General features: G+C 35.4%; 21 protein-coding genes. 18 read left to right on the top strand and 3 right to left on the bottom strand.

What is annotated here, in order from left to right; translation table 11 throughout:
* Positions 1-23 precede the first annotated feature (23 nt).
* The 5 genes from L2586_RS07405 to L2586_RS07390 all read left to right on the top strand — a co-directional run bounded on the left by L2586_RS07405 (position 24) and on the right by L2586_RS07390 (position 3777).
* Positions 24-593: a Pycsar system effector family protein gene (locus L2586_RS07405; protein WP_235292218.1), complete on the top strand. Its 570-nt coding sequence runs from the start codon at positions 24-26 to the stop codon at positions 591-593.
* Between the two features lie 646 nt (positions 594-1239).
* A complete protein-coding gene (locus L2586_RS24795; RefSeq protein WP_348535581.1) occupies positions 1240-1377 on the top strand; it encodes a hypothetical protein in 138 nt (45 codons plus the stop codon).
* On the top strand, positions 1320-1490 hold the full coding sequence (locus L2586_RS07400) for a hypothetical protein (protein WP_235292217.1): 171 nt from the start codon (positions 1320-1322) through the stop codon (positions 1488-1490). Before L2586_RS24795 ends, L2586_RS07400 begins: the two co-directional genes overlap by 58 nt.
* A gap of 523 nt (positions 1491-2013) precedes the next feature.
* Complete coding sequence (gene odhB, locus L2586_RS07395; protein WP_235292215.1) at positions 2014-3264, top strand: 2-oxoglutarate dehydrogenase complex dihydrolipoyllysine-residue succinyltransferase; 1251 nt, start codon at positions 2014-2016, stop codon at positions 3262-3264.
* Between the two features lie 9 nt (positions 3265-3273).
* A complete protein-coding gene (locus tag L2586_RS07390; RefSeq protein ID WP_235292214.1) occupies positions 3274-3777 on the top strand; it encodes a hypothetical protein in 504 nt (167 codons plus the stop codon).
* 14 nt (positions 3778-3791) lie between these two features.
* Here the strand turns inward: L2586_RS07390 and L2586_RS07385 are convergent, their stop codons facing one another.
* Positions 3792-4859 carry a DUF3667 domain-containing protein gene (locus L2586_RS07385; protein ID WP_235292213.1) on the bottom strand — a complete coding sequence of 356 codons (1068 nt, stop codon included), beginning with the start codon at positions 4857-4859 and terminating at the stop codon, positions 3792-3794.
* Positions 4860-5014: 155 nt separating this feature from the next.
* On the opposite strand from L2586_RS07385, the gene radC reads away from it, so the two are divergent.
* The 7 genes from radC (at position 5015) to L2586_RS07350 (ending at position 9960) form a co-directional block, all read left to right on the top strand.
* On the top strand, positions 5015-5689 hold the full coding sequence (gene radC / locus L2586_RS07380) for a RadC family protein (RefSeq protein ID WP_235292211.1): 675 nt from the start codon (positions 5015-5017) through the stop codon (positions 5687-5689).
* Positions 5689-6048 (top strand): YraN family protein, encoded by a 360-nt coding sequence (locus L2586_RS07375; RefSeq protein ID WP_235292209.1) that lies wholly within the window; start codon positions 5689-5691, stop codon positions 6046-6048. Before radC ends, L2586_RS07375 begins: the two co-directional genes overlap by 1 nt.
* A 97-nt stretch (positions 6049-6145) precedes the next feature.
* On the top strand, positions 6146-6442 hold the full coding sequence (locus L2586_RS07370) for a type B 50S ribosomal protein L31 (RefSeq protein ID WP_235292208.1): 297 nt from the start codon (positions 6146-6148) through the stop codon (positions 6440-6442).
* Positions 6443-6515: 73 nt separating this feature from the next.
* A complete protein-coding gene (locus tag L2586_RS07365) occupies positions 6516-7718 on the top strand; it encodes a GlmU family protein (RefSeq protein WP_235292206.1) in 1203 nt (400 codons plus the stop codon).
* Entirely contained in the window at positions 7715-8398 is a 684-nt protein-coding gene (locus tag L2586_RS07360; protein ID WP_235292205.1) for a spermidine synthase, read from the top strand. The genes L2586_RS07365 and L2586_RS07360 overlap by 4 nt, the downstream gene beginning before the upstream one ends.
* A gap of 57 nt (positions 8399-8455) precedes the next feature.
* Positions 8456-9019, top strand: a complete 564-nt coding sequence (locus L2586_RS07355) for a tetratricopeptide repeat protein (protein WP_235292203.1) — start codon at positions 8456-8458, stop codon at positions 9017-9019.
* A 2-nt stretch (positions 9020-9021) separates the two neighbouring features.
* Positions 9022-9960 (top strand): EamA family transporter, encoded by a 939-nt coding sequence (locus L2586_RS07350; RefSeq protein WP_235292201.1) that lies wholly within the window; start codon positions 9022-9024, stop codon positions 9958-9960.
* A gap of 308 nt (positions 9961-10268) precedes the next feature.
* On the opposite strand, the gene L2586_RS07345 is transcribed toward L2586_RS07350, so the two are convergent.
* Entirely contained in the window at positions 10269-10760 is a 492-nt protein-coding gene (locus tag L2586_RS07345; RefSeq protein WP_317218951.1) for a DUF6702 family protein, read from the bottom strand.
* A gap of 74 nt (positions 10761-10834) precedes the next feature.
* Between L2586_RS07345 and L2586_RS07340 the strand changes: the two genes are divergently transcribed.
* From L2586_RS07340 to L2586_RS07325, 4 genes are all read left to right on the top strand, one after another.
* The gene (locus tag L2586_RS07340; RefSeq protein ID WP_235292199.1) at positions 10835-13120 is read left to right on the top strand and encodes a M1 family metallopeptidase; all 2286 of its coding nucleotides are present in this window, start codon (positions 10835-10837) and stop codon (positions 13118-13120) included.
* A gap of 277 nt (positions 13121-13397) precedes the next feature.
* Complete coding sequence (locus L2586_RS07335; RefSeq protein WP_235292197.1) at positions 13398-15719, top strand: acyl-CoA dehydrogenase family protein; 2322 nt, start codon at positions 13398-13400, stop codon at positions 15717-15719.
* 33 nt (positions 15720-15752) lie between these two features.
* The gene (gene fabG / locus L2586_RS07330) at positions 15753-16502 is read left to right on the top strand and encodes a 3-oxoacyl-[acyl-carrier-protein] reductase (RefSeq protein ID WP_235292196.1); all 750 of its coding nucleotides are present in this window, start codon (positions 15753-15755) and stop codon (positions 16500-16502) included.
* Complete coding sequence (locus L2586_RS07325; protein WP_235292195.1) at positions 16481-17710, top strand: M43 family zinc metalloprotease; 1230 nt, start codon at positions 16481-16483, stop codon at positions 17708-17710. Before fabG ends, L2586_RS07325 begins: the two co-directional genes overlap by 22 nt.
* Here L2586_RS07325 and L2586_RS07320 read toward each other — a convergent pair whose 3' ends face one another.
* Positions 17711-18412 carry an SDR family oxidoreductase gene (locus L2586_RS07320; RefSeq protein WP_235292194.1) on the bottom strand — a complete coding sequence of 234 codons (702 nt, stop codon included), beginning with the start codon at positions 18410-18412 and terminating at the stop codon, positions 17711-17713. It abuts the gene before it with no gap.
* A gap of 86 nt (positions 18413-18498) precedes the next feature.
* Between L2586_RS07320 and L2586_RS07315 the strand changes: the two genes are divergently transcribed.
* Positions 18499-19245 (top strand): MlaE family ABC transporter permease, encoded by a 747-nt coding sequence (locus L2586_RS07315; RefSeq protein ID WP_235292193.1) that lies wholly within the window; start codon positions 18499-18501, stop codon positions 19243-19245.
* Complete coding sequence (locus L2586_RS07310) at positions 19242-19997, top strand: ABC transporter ATP-binding protein (RefSeq protein WP_235292191.1); 756 nt, start codon at positions 19242-19244, stop codon at positions 19995-19997. Before L2586_RS07315 ends, L2586_RS07310 begins: the two co-directional genes overlap by 4 nt.
* The last annotated feature ends 116 nt before the right edge of the window (positions 19998-20113 follow it).

Here is a 20113-nt window from a genome sequence, read left to right as displayed (position 1 = left end):
TTATAAATACTAATTTGTACAATATGGAACACATAAACCCAGAGGATAAATTAAATGAATTGTCGATTAAGAGAGATAGCCATGCAGAGGACATGGTGGATCATTATTGGGGAAGTATCAATTATATTACCAGCCTTATCAAAGCCTCAGAATTAAAAGCAGGACTGATTCTGTCATTTTATGGAATACTGCTCAATTTTATTTTTAAAAGTGTTGAAACTCTGTTTGCTGGGAAGTCTATAGATGTAATCTTATACGTCTTAGCGGGCTTTTGGTTTTGTGTTACCGCAAGTTCTATTTTTTATTGCATTCAGTGTTTTATTCCAAGAATCGAAGGAAAATTTGATAAAAACATCCTGTTTTTTGGAGATGTGATCTCAAAATTCGGTAGTGTAAAAGATTTCAGTAAAACATTTTATGAAGTCAGCTTGGATGAAGAAAGATTATTTCAGCAAATGGGAGAACAGATCTTTGTCATTTCGAAAATTTCAGCGTGGAAATTTGAGAATGTGAAATGGGCTATAAGGCTCTTAGGAATTCAACTTTTATTGCTTCTAATTATTGTGTTCTATTATTTGGTAAGCACGATTTGATAAAATGCTTCATCACCTTTGATTATTAACCACCTTAAAATTGACAAATAGGAAAAATTCAAATTGAATTGTTATAGTATTTGCAATTTAGTTTTGTTCTCCAAATTTTGGGCAAAGCTTCAAGGAAAAATATGCCAAAGATGTAGAATCAATAGAGCATATTAAAAATGCATATTATGAGGTAGTTTTTGGCTCAAATAGTGAACCTTGGCAATTTGAAAGGGATAAAATACATCCATTCTAAAAATGCTGTCATCACGAAATTAGATGAAAATGGGATAGCTGATTCACATGTATTGGAAGTGGAATATATTCCTTTGCTTTTGACTCCAAAGCAGGAATTTTTTTGAAAAGGAAATAAACGTGTTGTAAGTCAATTTGGTAATATGGCTCAAGTATGGAGTGCATTTGAAATAAGAACTGATCCCAAAGTAGCGTCAAATTTAAGAGGATTAAACAGCATACAGCTACACTTTGAAAATGGTAGATGGTGGATAGACAGTTGTACTTGTGAAATGGAAACTAATAATAATGCTTGATTAACAAATTTTTTATCGCAATGATAAAATTTTTTAAGAAAAATTCGGCAGACATTAATCCGTGAAACAAATTTTCGAAATATCTAATTTACGCTATTGGTGAAATCTTGCTTGTAGTCATCGGAATAATAATTGCTCTTCAACTCAATACTTATAACGAACATCTCAATAAAAAAGCTGAAATTTCATGCATTTATTTGTCAGTAAAAGAAGAATTACAAAACGATGTATGTCTCTTCCAGTAACAATTTTTTCGATATTGGATCCAGGTGATTATGTGTATGAATTCATTGAAACGCTCGATTATAAAAATGGAGGTACTATTCCAGTTGGAGAAACTTTGGTGATGGGGCACTAAGTTATCTCAATTTCATTATTTCTATCAAGGTAATAGTAGGTCACCTTTGTTGGAGAGAAGGAATGCCTGAGAAATTCAATAATGAAGATCTAGAGGTAGCTCAAATTTTGCTATCTGTTATTCTTGACCAAAAGTGGTAATGATAGATGCGTTCGCTGTAAGTCTAGGGGGAGGTGGAATTCATTTTATAAGATTGCATCAACCTGCATTTAAATTGACTAAATATTGATATAAACAAGAAATTATTAGTTGGCATGTAATCACTAATTATCTCATTAACATATTACCCCATTAACTCTTTAACTCATTAAAATTCAAATGTATTATTGCATATTGATTATTGAGCTATTCATAATTTCAAGAAAAACTAATAGAATCCTGTGACCTTTATTGTGAGTTATAGATAATTATATTTAAAACTAGGCAAGCTTTGTATTCGGAATGTAAAAAAAAAAGTTCATATTTGAATAAGAATTACTTTTAATTTAAGTCACATTAAAATAATATTTAAACTAGTCTAAATATGAGTATCGTAGAAATGAAAGTCCCGACTATCGGGGAGTCGATCACAGAAGTAACATTGTCTCAATGGTTAAAAGGAAATGGGGAGTATGTTAATTTAGACGAACCGATTTGTGAATTTGAATCGGACAAAGCTACCTTAGAATTTCCAGCAGAAGCTTCAGGTAAGTTAATCTATGTTGCTGCGGAAGATGATGATTTAGAAATAGGTGCTTTAGTGGCTAAAATCGATACGAGTGTAGCTGCTCCGGGTGGTGGGCAGGCTGAAGAAGCTACTCCTGCGAAAAGTGAGCCTGCGGTAGAAGAGAAAGCGGAAGTAAAAGAAGCTCCGAAATCAAATGATAAAACATATGCAACAGGTCATCCGTCTCCTGCTGCTGCTAAAATACTAAGAGAAGAAAACATCGATTCAGGTTCTGTTTCAGGCACCGGAAAAGATGGAAGAATCACTAAAGAAGATGCGGTAAAAGCAGCGTCATCAAAATCAGCTCAACCAGCAAAAGCTGCTGAAAGTGCACCTGCTTCGAATGATGCAGCAAGACCAGCATTCAGTAGAGGTATTCGAAGAGAGAAAATGAGTAGAATGCGTAGGACGATTGCTACACGTTTAGTTTCTGCGAAAAACAACACAGCGATGTTGACGACTTTTAACGAAGTTGATCTGACGGAAGTGATGAAGTTAAGAAAAGCATATCAAGAAAAATTCGTTGAGAAGAATGGTGTGAAGCTTGGCTTTATGTCTTTGTTCGCTAAAGCTTGTGCTAAGGTATTATTAGAAATGCCAGAAGTTAATGCACAGATAGATGGTAACGAATTAATCTACCATGATTATGTAGATATATCTATTGCAATTTCTACTCCTACAGGATTAGTTGTGCCTCCAGTTCATAATGTTGAATCACTCTCATTCGCAGAGATCGAAAAGGCTATTAAAGTTTTAGCGGTTAAAGCAAGAGAAGGCACGTTAACTTTGGATGAAATGAAGGGAGGAACATTTACGATTACAAATGGTGGAGTTTTTGGTTCTATGATGAGTACACCTATTATTAATGAGCCCCAATCAGCGATATTAGGAATGCATACTATTCAACAAAGACCGATGGCTATAAATGGTGAAGTGAAGATCAGGCCGATGATGTATCTAGCCATGTCTTATGACCATAGAGTGATCGATGGTAGTTCTTCCGTTACCTTCTTAGTAAAGGTGAAAGAATTATTAGAAGATCCTACAACATTATTGTTAGATCTATAAACAAAGAATATGACCCTTGGTGATTTTTTTGGGCTGATGAGTCAGAACCCATCCATCATTTTGTTTTACTTCATAGCATTGCCATTAAGTGCGCTTTTGGCTTGGCTATTGGGACGAGGTGATGGACATGCTTCACCTTGGAAGTATTTTTATTGTGGTATAATCTATTTGGCTTGTGTACCTGGTATCTTTGCAATTACCTTAAGCGTGTATCAGTTTCTGTTTGAACGAATGCCGATCAGTCAGATGAATATCTATACTCAGATTCTTCCTTTAGTATCGATGTTTCTTACTATTTTCTTGGTTAAGAAAAATGTCAATTTGGACCAGATACCAGGTTTTGGGAAATTACCAGCATTGATGGTGATCATACTAGTGATTTTTGGGTTAATGTGGGCACTCGATCGAACTAGGATAATAGCTTTTACAGGATTTCCGTTTTCTTACATAATCATTATTCTTGCTGTACTTTTTGTGGTCGTAAGAATTGCTATGAGGAAAATATCTTCTTAAATGTTTATTTGGTGTTAGAAAAAGGCACCGGAAACAAGAAGGAAGATTAAAAAAGTAAATAGAAATCCAAATAAAAAGAAAAATCCGATTCCCACATATTTGATAAGCGTTTTTAATACACTTTGTTCATAGTAAAGTTTGAATGCTAGATATGGATAGATCAAAGAAACTCCTGCCATAATTAATCCAAATAGAGATTTATCGCCAAACGGAATGATGCAGATCATTAAGATCCCAGCAATAAAAATCATTCCCGTGAAAAGATGAAGTAGAAATACGAAATGCTCCATGTAATATCGCTTTCTCCTGACATAAAACAATTTCAATATCAAGGAAAAGATTGGGATAAGTGCTATTAACAACCAAGTTAGATTTGCGAAGAGGTAATTGTTAAAAGAACCCAAGTCTCTAGCTCCTTTTATGAACTGCTTGACTAACAGTTTTCGTGTGAATCCTGTAACTTCTTTTTTTATAATAACAGAATCAATGTCTTCCTCATAAAGCTCATCTTTGGAGAAACGATAATGCCCAAAGATATTAACACTGGTTGAATCAGATTTTTCATTGTTGTCAATGTAAAAAGTATCCTGCTGATAAATCAAGAATAATTCCTTAGAAATGGAGTCAGTTACTCCGTTCTGCTTATAAAAGGCATTTGAATCTTTTAATGAATCCAACGTGTTTTTTAGAATTTCTTTTTGATTTTTTACGAGCTTTTGTTTTTGATAAGCATTTCCAAGATTCATTGTTTTCGACTGAATAATAGAACTATCAAGTTTAAGAAGTGAAAAAATCGTAAATAGAAAAAGGATAGCAACAAGGTATAGCCGAAGAGGATGATAGTAGGACTTCCGTTTACCCTGAAAAAAGATTTTAGTTAGTTTGCCAGGTATAAAAAGATTGCTAATTGTTTTCCAGAATCTATTATCTAAATTGAAAACCACATCGAAGAAATCCTTAATAAAACCATAGAAAGTGATTTTTAGAGGTTTATTCTTTTGACCACATTGTTCACAAAATTGAAATCCTTCGTGATTTTCATGCTTACAATTGGGGCAAATTAGGTCAATGTTTTCAGCCATTTCAAAACTATTTTAAAATAAATTGAAATTTAAGGTAACGTTTTCGTCTATTCTTACACTAATAATGTAAAGGTTTATTTAATGATAGCTGGAAGAGAAATTGGCACTCGTCAATACATCTTCCAGTTTTTTTTGGCTAGATTAAATTAAAAGCGATGAATATAAAGGAGTGGGCAGTAGAAGATAGACCAAGAGAAAAACTATACCGAAGAGGAGCGAAAGATTTAACAGATGCCGAATTACTTGCCATCATTATTTCATCGGGTACACGTTCGATTAGTGCCTTACAGTTGGCAAAGAATATTTTATCTGAGTCCAAAAATAACCTGAATTTATTAGCAGAGAAGGATATCAAAACCCTATGTAAGATTAAGGGAATAGGACCTGCAAAGGCAATAAGCATTAAAGCTGTAATGGAAATGGCTAATCGAAAAGCTGCCCATGTAACAAAAAGACGTAAAATTACCTGCTCGAAAGATTCTTATAATGAGTTAGAACTGCATTTCAGGGACTTAAATGTGGAGGAGTTTTGGATTTTATTTCTAAATCGAGGAAATATCGTTATTGGAAAACAAAGGATAAGTATAGGAGGTGTGACAGGTACCATAGTTGATCCGAAGGTAATTTATAAGAAAGCATTAGATTTTTTAGCAACAGGAATTATCCTAGCGCATAATCACCCATCTGGTAATTTGGTACCTAGTAATGCGGATTTGCAGATTACAAGAAAAATCGTAGATGCTGGAAAGAGCTTGGATATTTCGGTGTACGATCATTTAATAATAGCGGGTAATTCTTACTATAGTTTTGCGGATGAAGGGAAAATATAATGGCAAGTCATAATGAATTAGGCAGGCAAGGAGAGCAAATGGCACTCGATTATCTGATTGCTAATGATTATGAAGTATTAGAAACGAATTATAGATATCGGAAAGCGGAAATTGATATTATTGTAAGAAAAGATGGTGTCCTGATATTTGTAGAAGTGAAGACCAGAAGTGGTTTAGCATATGGTCCACCAGAGTCTTTTGTTTCAGAAAAGAAGATGGAGTTGTTTATGGAAGCTGGATACAAATTTATGGATAAAATTAATCATGATTGGGAAATAAGATTCGATGTAATATCATTATTAATGGGTAAAAATCGACTTCCTCAATTGAAACATTTGGAAGATGCATTCGTGCCGTAAGATTTTTTCTAAATAATCCTTTATTTTTTAGGAAAAAAAATTATCTTTGCACTCCAAAATAAAATTAAGGCTAAAGTCTTAAGGAAAAAAAAGAAGTATGAAAAAAGGTACGCATCCAGAGAATTATAGAGAAGTAGTATTCAGAGACGTTTCATGTGACTATGAATTTATTTCTAAATCATGTGCTCCAAGTAAAGAAACTACTACATGGACGGATGGAAATGAATATCCATTAATCAAAATGGAGATTTCTTCTCAGTCTCATCCATTTTTTACTGGTAAGATGAAATTTGTTGATACAGCAGGTAGAATTGACAAGTTCAATAAGAAATTTAAGAATTTCGGAATTAAGAAGGACACAGCTGCACAGGCTGATGAGGCTTCTGCCGAATAAAAGATAAAAAAAGTATACTTTTTAGAGCCCTGCTGAACTTTCATCAGGGCTTTTTTATTTTACTAATATGGGTATGAACTTAATATTGTTTGATGATGATTCTAGGGACAGGATGCTTCCACTTGTTTATACACGACCTGTGTGTGAACTTAGAGTTGGTATTTTAACCATTAGAGAGAAATGGGAACTTCTATTGGATACGAAGGCCTCTTATATAACTCAAGATTATCTTTCGAAAAAGTATCCAATTCAGATAACAGATCGGAATCTAGTTATTAATGGTGCATTGCTTCCCACTAAGAAATTAGTAGAATTGTTCTCACAATTAGAAACTAATCAAGCTGTCATTTATAACGATGAGTTATTAGCTGCTAATTTAGATGATGTTCAGTTTAAGCTATTAGAAGATGATCTTCCTATCTCCGAACTTTCAGGATATGATATCTCCAAGGATACATCTATTCAATTAGTAGATGAATTATGGAAGATTTATACTTTAAATGGTAGTGAAATCGAAAATGATTTCAGTCTGATTACCAAAGATAGAACGACACAACCTATTAGTCATTCGAATACGATTATCGGAACAGGTAGAATCTTCTTAGAAGAAGGTGCAATCGTAGAAGGTGCCATAATGAATTCTAACAATGGATCTATCTATATAGGGAAAGATGCTGAAGTAATGGAAGGATCGATGATAAGAGGTGGCTTTGCTCTATGCGCGAATTCTAAAGTGAAAATGGGTGCAAAAGTCTATGGTCCAACTACGGTAGGTCCATGGTCTAAAATCGGTGGAGAAGTAAATAATAGTGTTATCTTAGGTTATAGTAACAAAGGCCATGATGGTTACATGGGTAATTCTGTAATTGGGGAATGGTGTAATATCGGAGCCGATACCCAGACTTCTAATCTTAAAAATAATTACACGGATATCAAACTTTGGAATTACCAAGAGAAAAGATTTATTCAGACTGGAGAGCAGTTTTGTGGTTTAATCATGGCTGATCATGCGAAGTCTGGTATTAGTATCATGTTTAATACAGGAACCGTAGTAGGCGTTGCATCTAATATTTTCGGTACTGGTTATCCAAGGAATTTTATTCCTTCCTTTGCATGGGGAAGTATTAAGGGATATGAAACCTATAAACTTGATAAAGCTTTTGATACAATGGAACGAGTGATGAAAAGGCGCGGAATGAAATTAAATGAGCTAGATAAGGAAATTATCGAAACCATATATAGCGATTCAGCGAAATATAGATCCTGGGAGAAATGAAGCAACCATGGTGGAAGAGGGGCTTGAGTTACTTTACGGATGTTCATATAGAAAGTGTTGATTCAGAAGTCAACGAAGGCTTACATGTATGTTTATCTAAAGGACGGTATCAATTGTGTGTTGAAAATGCCATCTATTCTTTTGCAGATAAGTATGATAATTTCTGGGACACCTTCCAGAAAATGGATTTAACTCAGTTCGAAAACAAAGATGTTCTTATCCTTGGCTTTGGACTTGGGAGTATTCCATATATGTTTGAGAAAATGGGAGTTAATGCTCGATTTACGGGTATTGAATATGATGAAGAAGTAACCTACTTATACCAGAAGTACATGGGGGATCTTATTCATTCAAATATTGAATTAGTTTCCGCAGATGCATATCTTTTCATGGAATTAAACAGCCGGAAATATGACATGATTGCCATGGATGTATTTGTGGAGGACTTGATTCCTGAAGAATTTTTGACAGAAGCATTTATGGTAGAACTGAAGAGAAGCTTGACGGATGATGGAGTCTTAATTTGGAATCATTTATACCATTATGAAAAGGATCGAAAGAAAGCTGACTTTTTTTTCGAGAAAAAATTTAAGAAAATTTTTAAAGAAGGATCTTTTCTGCAAACCAGCGGGAATAAGATGATGTTCAATAAGAATATTGTACCTTCGCAGAGAAATTAAACGAGAAGAATGTTAACGATTAATGTTTACTTAAAGATAGCTCTAATCATTGTTTCAATGATATTAGGGATTTGGCTGACAGCTGCATTTGGCGTATGGTACGGCATCTGGTTTATCCTTGTTTCATTAGGATTACTTGCAAGTTACTTACTTCTAGGTACAGTGAATTCAGCAGCAAAATTTGTTCAAGTTACTGATTTTGATGGTGCAGAGAAGAGATTGGGAATGACATTGTCACCTAAACTTTTATATGTAACCAATAGAGCTATTTATTATATCATGAAGGGATCTATTGCCATGAATCGGAAAGAGAATAATGAAGCTGAAGACCTTTTTCAGAAAGCGTTAGCATTAAAACTTCCTACTGATAACGAAAAAGCAATGGTGTTGCTTCAGTTGGCAAATATTAATGCCATGAAAAATAAGTGGAACGCTTCTAAGATTTATTTGAATGATGCGAAGAAACTTAAAGTAACTGAAGGGCAGATTAAAGAGCAAATTCAGCAATTTGATAAGGCATTTTCTAACAGAGGTCAAGCGAAAGCCGCAACTACCATGGGAAGAAAAGGTTTCCGATCGATGGGAGGTGGAGGAAAGCGTAGAAGACCGAAAATGAAGTAGACTTGAAATCTGAGAAGTTTCTAATTTTATTTTGCTTCTTTATTGTATACATTGTTTGGGGAAGCACATATCTCGCGAATATAATTGCCATTGAATCCATTCCACCATTCTTTCTTGTTTGGTCTAGAATAGGTATTGCTGGCGCTATTTTACTTCTTATCACGATACTTATTGGAAAGTGGGAAATGCCCACTAAGAAACAGTGGCGAAACCTTGCGATTTCTTCTATTCTCTTTCTTGGAATTGGTTTAACTGGCGCGGTATGGGCTGAGCAATTTATTGATTCAGGAGTAACCGCCTTGGTAATTTCCATAGAACCTTTAGTGGTAGTCCTTCTTATGTGGGCAATTAATAAATCCCTTCCCAAATGGACAAAATTTATTGGATGTTTTATCGGAATGGTGGGCATGTATATTCTGGTTAGCCAGCAAGAAGTTGTTGCTGGTCCAGATGATATTAAAGGCATTTCTGCCATATTATTTTCGATTCTGTGTTGGGGACTGGGATCGGTATTTATAAGCAAAGCCGATTTGCCAAAGTCCATGTTTACGGTTGCTGCCTTGCAAATGCTTATTTCGGCAGTATTAATATTTATTGTAAGCTATTTCAATGGAGATTTTAATGACTTGGTGTTAACAGATCTTGCTCCTAAAATCTACTACAGTTGGTCCTATCTAATCATTTTCGGTTCTATTATCGCTTATTCAGCATTTAATTACTTACTCAAGAAAGTATCTCCTGAAAAAGTCGCAACAGCCACTTATGTTCATCCTATTGTAGCTGTATTTCTAGGTTGGTTTATTAGAAATGAAGTGATAACTTTTCAAACCTTAGTAGCCATGGGCGTTATGCTTACGGGTGTCTATTTTATTAATACGAATTTTGATTTGATGTTATCTATAAAGAATCGAAAAGCAAGAAGAGCTACAAAGCCATTCTAGGACTTCGTTGACTATTTATACTTAATATCTTCTTCTTAAAAAGTCGCAAAAAAAAGCAGCGCTAATTAGGTAGTTTAGCGCTGCGGTCACTTTTATGGTTTTATGTTCTTATGTCATTCAACAGGGTGTGAAATGACATGGCATTAGGCAATTAGTTGTTATCGAGATTGACCGATGATCATTAGAAGTTTCCAGGCTTCATTAAAAATTCACTCGTCTCAAAATTCTGGATAATAAACACGTTCTATATCCTTAAGACGATCAAAGATTGGATAGTCACATTTTTTGATGAAAAAGATTCAAATTTTTTAATTTACTTCTATTTCTAGGGGTTTAGAGTCGTAACTAAATTTTTTAGACTTTCTCTTTTTGTTAACTTGAACAGAGACTACATTGTCTTGGTCGTCGAATATTTCAAACAAAATATGGGAGAAGACCTTTAGTGTGTTTATTTTTGGAACATCTGATTTGAATAAATACATCACGATCGCATCATCTTTAATTTCATATTCTAATAAAGACAATTCAATAGGTGAATCATTTATAGCGATTTCAAAATTTCTATTGTTATAATCTTGGAATAATGAATCATAATCAAGATTACTCTCTTCAGGTTTTAAGATGTCGAACTTCTCATTATCCAGTGATATTCTCAAGCTCTTTTCTAAATCATCATAGAAAATTCGGTTCTGAATTTCGATCCGATGATGTTCTTCATTATATGAAATATGAGACATGCTCAGATGAAGTTCATGGAGCTGAAATGTAAATAAAGTTATTATTGAAAGGATAATGTTCATTTTATGTCAACAGATTATGTGTTAATAAAGTTTCGGGTTATTTTCACGGAACTATTAGTAATTTAAACAATGATATGAAGAAAATATTTTATTTTTTGACACTTTCTCTTTTTGCATTGAATATAAATGCTCAAAAAGAATGGGAAGGCAAGTTCGAACAATTAGGAACCAACTTACCAACTCCGAATGAATACAGAACAGGAAGCGGTGCTCCGGGTGAATCTTATTGGCAGCAAAAAGTGGATTATGATATGGAAATCACACTTGACGATGCTAAACAAACCATTACAGGTTCAGAAAAAATACACTACCACAACAATTCTCCTGATCAACTGAATTATCTATGGATCCAGTTAGATCAAAACATGAGAAACAAGAACTCCAATACTTACAAAACAATGGCAGTAGGTGGAGCAAAAGAAAATGATACAATTCCAGCTAAGATCTTTTCTCAGTATATGGACACTCCAGACTTAGAAAGAGGTTTTAATATTGTATCTGTTACAGATGATAAAGGAAATAAACTTCCTTATATCATCAATCAGACGATGATGAGAATTGATGTACCACAACCTATTAAGTCAGGTGGTGAATTCAAATTTAGAATCTCTTGGAACTACAATATCAACGACAGAATGAGTGAAGGTGGTAGAAGTGGTTATGAGTATTTTCCTAAAGACGACAATTACTTGTACACCATTGCACAGTTTTTTCCAAGATTAGCTGTTTATGATGATGCTAATGGATGGCAGAATAAGCAATTCTTAGGAAGAGGTGAGTTCGCTTTAGAATTTGGTGATTACAAAGTTGCAATCACGGTACCTGCTGATCATGTTGTAGCATCTACAGGAACACTTCAGAATCCTAAAGACGTTTTGTCTGCAGAACATTTGAAGAGATTCGAAATGGCTAAGAAGTCATTCGATAAGCCAGTAATCATTGTAACTGAAGATGAAGCCATTGAAAATGAAAAAACAAAAGATAGCAAAAATAAAACTTGGGTTTTTGATGCTAAGATGGTGAGAGATTTTGCTTTTGCTAGTTCAAGAAAGTTCATTTGGGATGCTCAAGCGGTACAATTAGAAAATAGTGCTCCTCTAGCAATGTCTTACTATCCTAAAGAAGGAAATCCACTTTGGGAAGAAGAGTCTACTAAGGCAGTTGTTGCAACATTGAAGACTTATTCTAAATTTACAATTGAATATCCTTATCCTAAAGCGATTTCTGTTCACGCAGCATCTATCGGAATGGAATACCCGATGATTTGTTTCAACTTCGGAAGACCGAATGAAGATGGTACAGTTTCAGATAGAACAAAATATGGAATGATCGGTGTTATCATTCATGAAGTAGGTCACAATTTCTTCCCGATGATCATTAACTCTGATGAGAGACAATGGACTTGGATGGATGAAGGGTTAAATACTTTTGTACAGTACTTAACAGAGCAAGAGCAATATGTAGATTTTCCTTCTAGAAGAGGACCTGCAGCTAATATTACTCCATACATGAGTATGCCGAAAGATCAGATCAGACCGATTATGACGAACTCTGAGCAGATTAAGCAATTCGGATGGAACGCATATGCGAAGCCAGCGACGGCATTGAATATTTTAAGAGAAACCATCATGGGTAAAGAATTATTCGATGCTGCTTTCAAAGAATATGCTACAAGATGGGCGTTCAAAAGACCTCAACCTGCAGATTTATTTAGAACATTAGAGGATGCATCTGCTGTTGATTTAGATTGGTTCTGGAAAGGATGGTTCTATACTGTAGACCATGTTGATGTAGAAATAGAAGATGTAAGATGGATGAAAATAGGTGCTAAGCCACAAATGGCATCTGTTGATAAAACGCCTGTTGAAGAAACATCTAAGAAGAAGAAAAAGAAGAAAAAGAAAAAATCGAAAGTAGAAGAAGTGGTAGAAATGCCTAAGGAAAAGAAAGAAGCAGAAGCTGCAACTGATTTTTCTAAAGGACCGAAACCATTTGTACTTGCTGAAACGGATGCTAGAATGTACGGTGAATACAGAAATAAAGTAGATGATAGTAAAATCATCGCTGAAGCATCTAAGAAAAATTTCTATTCAATCAAGTTTGCTAATAAAGGTGGATTAGTAACACCGATTATATTAGAATTTACTTTCAAAGACGGAAGTAAAACGATAGAAAGAATTCCAGCAGAAGTATGGAGAATGGACGAAGAATCAATTACAAAAACTTTTTCTTTTGAGAAAGAAGTAACGAACATCGTTCTTGATCCACTTAAGGAAACAGCTGATACCAATACTGAAAACAATGTTTTCCCTAAGGTTGAAGCGAAGTCTAAGTTCGATAAGCTGAACGGAAAAGCATAATATTAAGTTGCTTAAGTTTTAAGCTGCTTATTTAAGAATACAAAAAGAGACTGTCTTTCACTTAGGCAGTCTCTTTTTATGTTAAAGGAGGATTCGTATATCGTGAATATTCTTTTCAGATGATCATTAGAGGCTAAGAATCAGACGGAGTCGAAGTATTGTAAATCAACTTATTAGAAGATTATCATATAATTAACATACTTTTTTGTCCTTCTGCGTAATCTATATCACATCTATGTTGTTATATTGTTAATTCAATACCGAACAAAGAAAAATTATGAGTATAGCTACAAAGTCGAAGTATTCTCCCGGAATATTATCTCTATTGCCAATCTTCTATGTCACATGGTCAGATTCAGTTCTAAGTCCATCTGAAATAAAAATTATCAGAAAGAGAATTCAAGATCTAGATTTTTTAACATTTAGTGATAAACGCCAGTTGGTTAAATGGTTAAATCCAGCACAACCACCAAGCCCAGAAGAATTCAAAGAATGGATACAAGAATTAAAGAAACATGCACCTGAATTCGATGAAAATGAAAAACTCGGATTAAGTGAAATGGGATTGAAGATAGCCCAAAGTAGTATAGGATATCGACAAGATGAAGTATGGAAATCACCTAAGACGCAGCAAGCACTGCAAGAAATAGAAGAAGCACTCGGCATTAGAAGCGAAATAAGTAAAACCCTTCTAGAAACGAAGTTGCAACCAGGGAAATCGACCAGCGAGATTTCGAATAAAGGGAGTTTCGATACTACGAAAATGCAAGCAATACTTGATGGTGAGCATGGTGAGTTGATCAATCGAGTAAAAAAACTTCTTAGAGATCCAGCTTTCAGTTATGAAATTCTGAGAGATAAAGCTGATCAAAGGAAAAGAGTTTCTGAACAAGTTCAATACCTAGCAGACCAAGGCGCAAGTACTTATGCCTTTCCTGAAAAATATGGTGGAAAAGGAGCAGTGGCTAAAAGCATTGCTGTATTCGAAGCGGTATCTTATCATGATCAGAGTTTATTGATCAAATTTGGAGTTCAATTTGGGCTTTTCGGCGGAGCTATATATGGACTCGGGACAGAACGTCATTTTGAAAAGTACTTGAATGATATGATGACATTCAAACTGCCAGGTTGTTTTGCGATGACAGAAACAGGGCACGGTTCGAATGTTAGAGACCTAGAAACCACAGCAACATATAATCATTCAACAGGACTAATAACCGTTCATTCGCCAGTATACGATGCTGGAAAAGAATACATCGGGAATGCAATGGATTCGAGAATGGCAGCAGTTTTCGCTCAATTAATTGTCAATGGAAAAAATGAAGGTGTGCATGCTTTGATGGTACCTTTAAGAGATCGTCATCATAATCTCCTTCCAGGCGTGAAAGTATTGGATTGTGGATATAAAATGGGACTGAATGGCGTCGATAATGGAAGGATATGGTTTGATCAAGTCACTATTCCAAAAGAAAATCTTCTCAATAAATACGGAGATATTGATGAGGATGGTAACTATATAAGTCCGATAGAGAATCCAGCGAAGCGATTTTTCACTATGCTTGGTGCACTTGTAGCAGGAAGAGTCAGTGTTGGTATTGCTGGAAATACTGGTGCAAAATCTGCACTCTCTATTGCAGTAAAATATGCTTTGAAACGACGTCAATTTTCAGCAAATGATAATGAGAAAGAGACGCTTATCATGGACTATCCTTCTCATCAAAAAAGGTTAATACCTAGAATTGCTAAGACGTATGCTTTGAACTTTGCATTGCATAATTTGCAAGCGCTATATGCGAAACAATATGGTACAGGGGAAATGCGAGAAGTTGAGACACTGGCTGCTGGGCTTAAGTCATATGCAACTTGGCATTGTACAGATACGGTCCAGGAAGCTAGAGAAGCGTGCGGTGGTAAAGGATACTTGCAGGAGAATCGATTAACAGATCTAAAAGCGGATACTGATATATTTACCACTTTCGAAGGTGATAATACAGTGCTGCTACAACTCGTTGCTAAATCACTAATGTCAGAGTTCAGAGATAACTTTAATGACGGTGGATATATGGCAATTATTAGGTTTCTAGCGGATAGATTTTCAACGAGCCTAACCGAACTTAACCCGATTACCATCAGAAATACGAATGCAGAGCACCTTTTAGACAAAGATTTTCATATCAGTGCATTTAATTATAGAGTGAATAAACTGACCATTACTGTTGGACAAAGGATGAGGAATTACTTAAAAAGGAGGATTACCCCTTACCAAGCTTATCTCAGATGCCAGATTCATATGCAGGAAATGGCCGAAGCATATGTCGAAAAAGTAATACTAGACAGTTTTTATGCAACGATAGAAAGGACTGATGATGAAGGTTGTAGAGCTGCTCTGACAAAATTATGTCAACTTTTTGCATTAAATACCATCCAAGATCATAAAGGTTGGTATTTGGAGAATGACTACATGACAGGCTCTAAGACAAAGGCACTCAGAAGAGTCGTAAATAAATTGATCCAAGAACTACGACCAGAAGTACTAAATTTAGTAACCGCTTTTAATATTCCTGACGAATTATTAGGAGCAAAGATCGTGGAATCGTAAAAATTTTATCTTTGTAAAAAAGAACAAAGCATAATGAAATTATTGACAGGACAAGTAACCCTTTTAACGGGTGGATCTAGAGGAATCGGAGAAGCTATCGCGGAACGTTTTGCGGAACAAGGATCGAACATTGCATTTACTTACAGATCTTCTGCAGAGAAGGCGAATGCCATTGCTGAAAGATTAAGTGGAGAATACGGAGTGATGGTGAAAGCTATCCAATCAGATGCCAGTTCATATGAACAAGCGCAGAGCTTAGTAGAAGAGGTAATTAAAGATTTTGGCAAAATAGATATTCTTATAAATAATGCGGGAATCACGAAAGATACGCTGATGTTAAGAATGAATGAGGAGCAGTGGGATGATGTAATTAATGTCAATTTGAAATCAGTTTTTAATCTGACAAAGCACGTATTACGACCGATGTTGAAAGCACGAAAAGGATCAATCATTAACATGAGTTCTGTGGTGGGTGTTTTCGGAAATGCTGGCCAAGCTAACTATGCTGCATCGAAAGCAGGAATCATCGGATTCACAAAGTCTATTGCGAAAGAAGTTGGAACACGAAGTATTCGATGTAATGCGATTGCACCGGGTTTTATAGAAACGGACATGACGGAAGAGTTAGATGATAAGACAAAAGAAAATTTCCTTGCTAACATACCGATGAAAAGACTAGGCACTGGTCTAGAAGTAGCTAATACTTGTCTGTACCTAGCATCCGATCTTTCGGAATACATTACAGGTCAAGTGATTAGCGTATGTGGAGGATTAAATACCTAAGCGGGTTATATATATTATTCTTGTTTCAGTGTCCTTTTCAGGTTTCTGAGTTTACTCCTATGCTGGAAAATATTCCAGAATGGAACTTAGATCAAGCCAAGAAAAAGTCTAACTCATGCAATGATATTAGCGCTTATATTCCAGATACCCTGAATGCTCATGTCGATAACATTAAGTATATCCGACTTAATATGCACTTCATGAATACTTCCGATTGGAAAAGTAACTACTATGGAGAATCGGGTAAAGATTATGCTAAACAATTAATCTATCAAGCGAACCGGAAATTAGTTTATAATAAAAAAATGAACTTGCCTGAAGGAAATGCAACACCCGTTTATGATCCGCTCTATCAGTATGTTTTAAAAGATGAAGATATTTATTTTCATGCAGATGATGCCTTATGTTTTTATGTCAATGAAGGCAAAAATCGAAATAATTATAAAAGAACAGTTATCGATAAATACAAAGTTGATAATGACTCAATGCTCAATGTCTTTTATATGGTGCACCATCCAGATTCCATTAAGTCAAGGACTTACAGTGCATCAGCTGCGGGTATTGCATTAGGGAAAAGTATCAAGTTAGGAACGATCTATAAACCTGATGATAAACCGTGGCTCCATAGTCCATTATTAAATCATGAAGTAGGTCATGTGATGGGACTAAGTCATGCATGGAATAAAAATGATGGCTGTGAAGACACACCTCCACATCCTAATTGCTGGGCACCTACACCCACAGGAAAGTGCAAAGGAGTAACCTCTAATAATATGATGGATTACAATAGTAATCAACATGCTATTACGCCTTGTCAAATTGGCAAGATGAGGAAGAATATGTCTAAAATCGGATCTAAGCAACGAGATCTTTTAGAGCAGCGATGGTGTACTTTGAATCCGAATAAGAATGTAATTATTTCAAGTAATGTTCACTTTCAAGGGGCCAAAGATCTAGAAGGTAATGTTATTATTCAAGACGGAGGCCAGTTAAAAATATCTTGCAGGTTATCTATGCCAGCAGGAAGCTCGATTACAGTAGAACCTGGAGGTATGCTAATTTTAGACAACGCCAGATTGCACAATGACTGTGGAATGGACTGGAATGGAATTGTCCTCCAGAAATCAGGTAAGATCCAAGGGGAAGTCTATAAAAATGGAGATGTTAAGCTTGAGAATATTAAAGAAGCGCTATGGATCACTCCTTAATTACAAGTCTCCTTTCTGCGGTCTTAGAATAATTTCTTCTACTACTGCAGCTGGACTTAGGTTGTATGCTGACCAGATTGCTTGAGCAATGTCATCCGCTTTCATCAGCCTTTCTTCAGGTAACTCTACTCCTGCCCATGAATTAGACCAAGTAGCTCCAGGCATTACAGCGGTCACTTTTATGCCTTTGTCTTTTAATTCTTCACGAAGTACTTTCGAAAATCCGAGTAATGCAAATTTCGAAATGGAGTAAGAACCGCCATTCGGATAAGCGATTAAACTAGCCACGGAACACATATTGAAAATATGCCCTTGATTTTGATTTAAGAAAGTAGGCATCAGTGCTCTTGTAAGATGATAAGCAGAGTATAAGTTGGTTTCAATTTGGGATTCTAGTTTGCCTTCTTCTTCTTGGTGAATCTCACCAGGTAAGAATACGCCAGCATTGTTTACGAGCATGTCTATCCGAGACCATTTAGATAAAATTTCAGCAGCGAACTTTTCAACTTCGTTTTTCTTACTGACGTCTGTTTCTGTGATTATGAAATCAATCTTAGGATATTTTTGCTCGAATTCTTTCTTCATCGTCGCTAATTCCTCTCCATTTCTAGAGCAAATTGCGAGATTAGCACCTTGCTCTGCGAGTAGTGATGCAATTGCTTTTCCTATACCTTTTGTTCCTCCTGTTATAACTGCATTCATATTTTATCCGCCTTTTTTAGATGCTCGAAATTAATATTCTTAGATTTACCAAACAAAAGAGTTTGTATTAAGGTTTAAATCGGTATATGATTTCAAAAATATTCAGCGATTTTGGCAAGTTCATTCTTTGGCTGCCAAAAGTGTTTTCAAGACCAGAGAATTTCAAGATGTACTGGAAAGAAATTTCCAGACAGATGAACGATATAGGAATTGGGTCATTTATAATTGTTTTCCTTATCGCAATTTTTATCGGTGCGGTAACAGCTATTCAATTTGCCTACCAGATGGGAGGTACCTTGATTCCTAGATATTACATAGGTTACATTGTTAGAGATATGACCATTATTGAGATGGCTCCTACCATTTCATGTCTGGTATTGTCTGGAAAAGTAGGATCTAACATTGCAGCTGAAATAGGTGGAATGCGCCAGAAAGAACATATCGATGCTATGGAAATTATGGGTGTGAATACTTCTTCATACTTAGTAATGCCTAAAATAATTGCGGCCTTAATTGTAATACCATTATTAGTATGCGTGGCAGCTATCGTTAGTATCATCGGAGCTTATATAGCAAGTGTTCCTACAGGAATGTTTAGCAGTGCTGAGTTTGTTCAGGGATTGCGTTCTTGGTTCGAAGGTTATAACGTTTTTATAATGTTTGTGAAATCTATTGTTTTCGCTTTCATTCTTACGAGTGTATCTTGTTATCAAGGATATTTTGTAAAAGGTGGAAGTATCGAATTAGGTAAAGCTAGCACACAAGCCGTGGTTAGCGGAAATATATTAATCCTGATTGCAGATTATGTGATCGCCTTAGTACTAACAGTATGATAAGAATAGAGCAAATAAGAAAATCATTTGGGGATGTTGAGGTTTTAAAGGGCCTTGACTTTACTTTTGAAAAGGGGAAAACTAATTTGATTATTGGAAAAAGTGGTGCAGGAAAGACCGTTTTACTAAAATTACTAGTCGGTCTATTAACGCCAACATCCGGTAAAATATGGTATGACAATGTCAATTTTACAGAGTTAGATCATGAAGCTGTTCGAAAAATTCGAATGGATGTAGGGATGTTGTTTCAAGGATCAGCTTTATTTGATTCTATGACCGTAGAAGAAAATATTCGTTTCCCGATGGATATGTTTACTAAGAAAACTGAGAAGGAGAAAAAAGATAGAGTAAATTACTGTCTAGAAATAGTGAACCTTGAAGGGGTGAATGATAAATATCCATCAGAAACCAGTGGTGGAATGCAGAAAAGAGTCGGAATTGCACGAGCCATTGTGTTGGAACCAAAGTACCTTTTTTGTGATGAACCGAATTCGGGATTGGATCCTACAACTTCTATTGTTATAGATGGATTAATTGCCTCCATTACCAAAGAGAATAATATTACAACGGTTATTAATACACACGATATGAACTCGGTTATGGAAATCGGTGAAAATATAGTGCTTCTAAATGAAGGAAAAATCGGATGGCAAGGTAGTAAGGAAGAAGTATTAAAATCAGAAAGTGATTTATTACACGACTTCATTTTCGCTTCTCCATTTCTTCAAAAACTAAAAGACCACGTCATATAGCATCTTACACTAAGGAGACATATTTATCTTCCAGAAGTGAATTTTGAAAACCAAAGCCACCGAAACCTGCGTATTTGTTATAGGGGTTATTACCTAGTAGCAAGTTATCGGAGGCT

It is taken from the genome of Portibacter lacus (genome assembly GCF_021533215.1).
Classification (GTDB): Bacteria; Bacteroidota; Bacteroidia; order Chitinophagales; family Saprospiraceae; genus Portibacter; species Portibacter lacus.
The sequence above is the reverse complement of the archived record's forward strand: the minus strand, read 5'-3'. Positions and strand labels throughout refer to the sequence as shown.

Excerpts from the sequence above, each read along its gene's own strand:
- L2586_RS07405 (WP_235292218.1), top strand. The coding sequence starts at position 24 with ATGGAACACATAAACCCAGAGGATAAATTAAATGAATTGTCGATTAAG.
- L2586_RS07400 (WP_235292217.1), top strand. The coding sequence starts at position 1,320 with ATGCATTTATTTGTCAGTAAAAGAAGAATTACAAAACGATGTATGTCT.
- odhB (WP_235292215.1), top strand. The coding sequence starts at position 2,014 with ATGAGTATCGTAGAAATGAAAGTCCCGACTATCGGGGAGTCGATCACA.
- L2586_RS07390 (WP_235292214.1), top strand. The coding sequence starts at position 3,274 with ATGACCCTTGGTGATTTTTTTGGGCTGATGAGTCAGAACCCATCCATC.
- L2586_RS07385 (WP_235292213.1), bottom strand. The coding sequence starts at position 4,859 with ATGGCTGAAAACATTGACCTAATTTGCCCCAATTGTAAGCATGAAAAT.
- radC (WP_235292211.1), top strand. The coding sequence starts at position 5,015 with ATGAATATAAAGGAGTGGGCAGTAGAAGATAGACCAAGAGAAAAACTA.
- L2586_RS07375 (WP_235292209.1), top strand. The coding sequence starts at position 5,689 with ATGGCAAGTCATAATGAATTAGGCAGGCAAGGAGAGCAAATGGCACTC.
- L2586_RS07370 (WP_235292208.1), top strand. The coding sequence starts at position 6,146 with ATGAAAAAAGGTACGCATCCAGAGAATTATAGAGAAGTAGTATTCAGA.
- L2586_RS07365 (WP_235292206.1), top strand. The coding sequence starts at position 6,516 with ATGAACTTAATATTGTTTGATGATGATTCTAGGGACAGGATGCTTCCA.
- L2586_RS07360 (WP_235292205.1), top strand. The coding sequence starts at position 7,715 with ATGAAGCAACCATGGTGGAAGAGGGGCTTGAGTTACTTTACGGATGTT.
- L2586_RS07355 (WP_235292203.1), top strand. The coding sequence starts at position 8,456 with ATGATATTAGGGATTTGGCTGACAGCTGCATTTGGCGTATGGTACGGC.
- L2586_RS07345 (WP_317218951.1), bottom strand. The coding sequence starts at position 10,760 with ATGAACATTATCCTTTCAATAATAACTTTATTTACATTTCAGCTCCAT.
- L2586_RS07340 (WP_235292199.1), top strand. The coding sequence starts at position 10,835 with ATGAAGAAAATATTTTATTTTTTGACACTTTCTCTTTTTGCATTGAAT.
- L2586_RS07335 (WP_235292197.1), top strand. The coding sequence starts at position 13,398 with ATGAGTATAGCTACAAAGTCGAAGTATTCTCCCGGAATATTATCTCTA.
- fabG (WP_235292196.1), top strand. The coding sequence starts at position 15,753 with ATGAAATTATTGACAGGACAAGTAACCCTTTTAACGGGTGGATCTAGA.
- L2586_RS07325 (WP_235292195.1), top strand. The coding sequence starts at position 16,481 with ATGTGGAGGATTAAATACCTAAGCGGGTTATATATATTATTCTTGTTT.
- L2586_RS07320 (WP_235292194.1), bottom strand. The coding sequence starts at position 18,412 with ATGAATGCAGTTATAACAGGAGGAACAAAAGGTATAGGAAAAGCAATT.
- L2586_RS07315 (WP_235292193.1), top strand. The coding sequence starts at position 18,499 with ATGATTTCAAAAATATTCAGCGATTTTGGCAAGTTCATTCTTTGGCTG.
- L2586_RS07310 (WP_235292191.1), top strand. The coding sequence starts at position 19,242 with ATGATAAGAATAGAGCAAATAAGAAAATCATTTGGGGATGTTGAGGTT.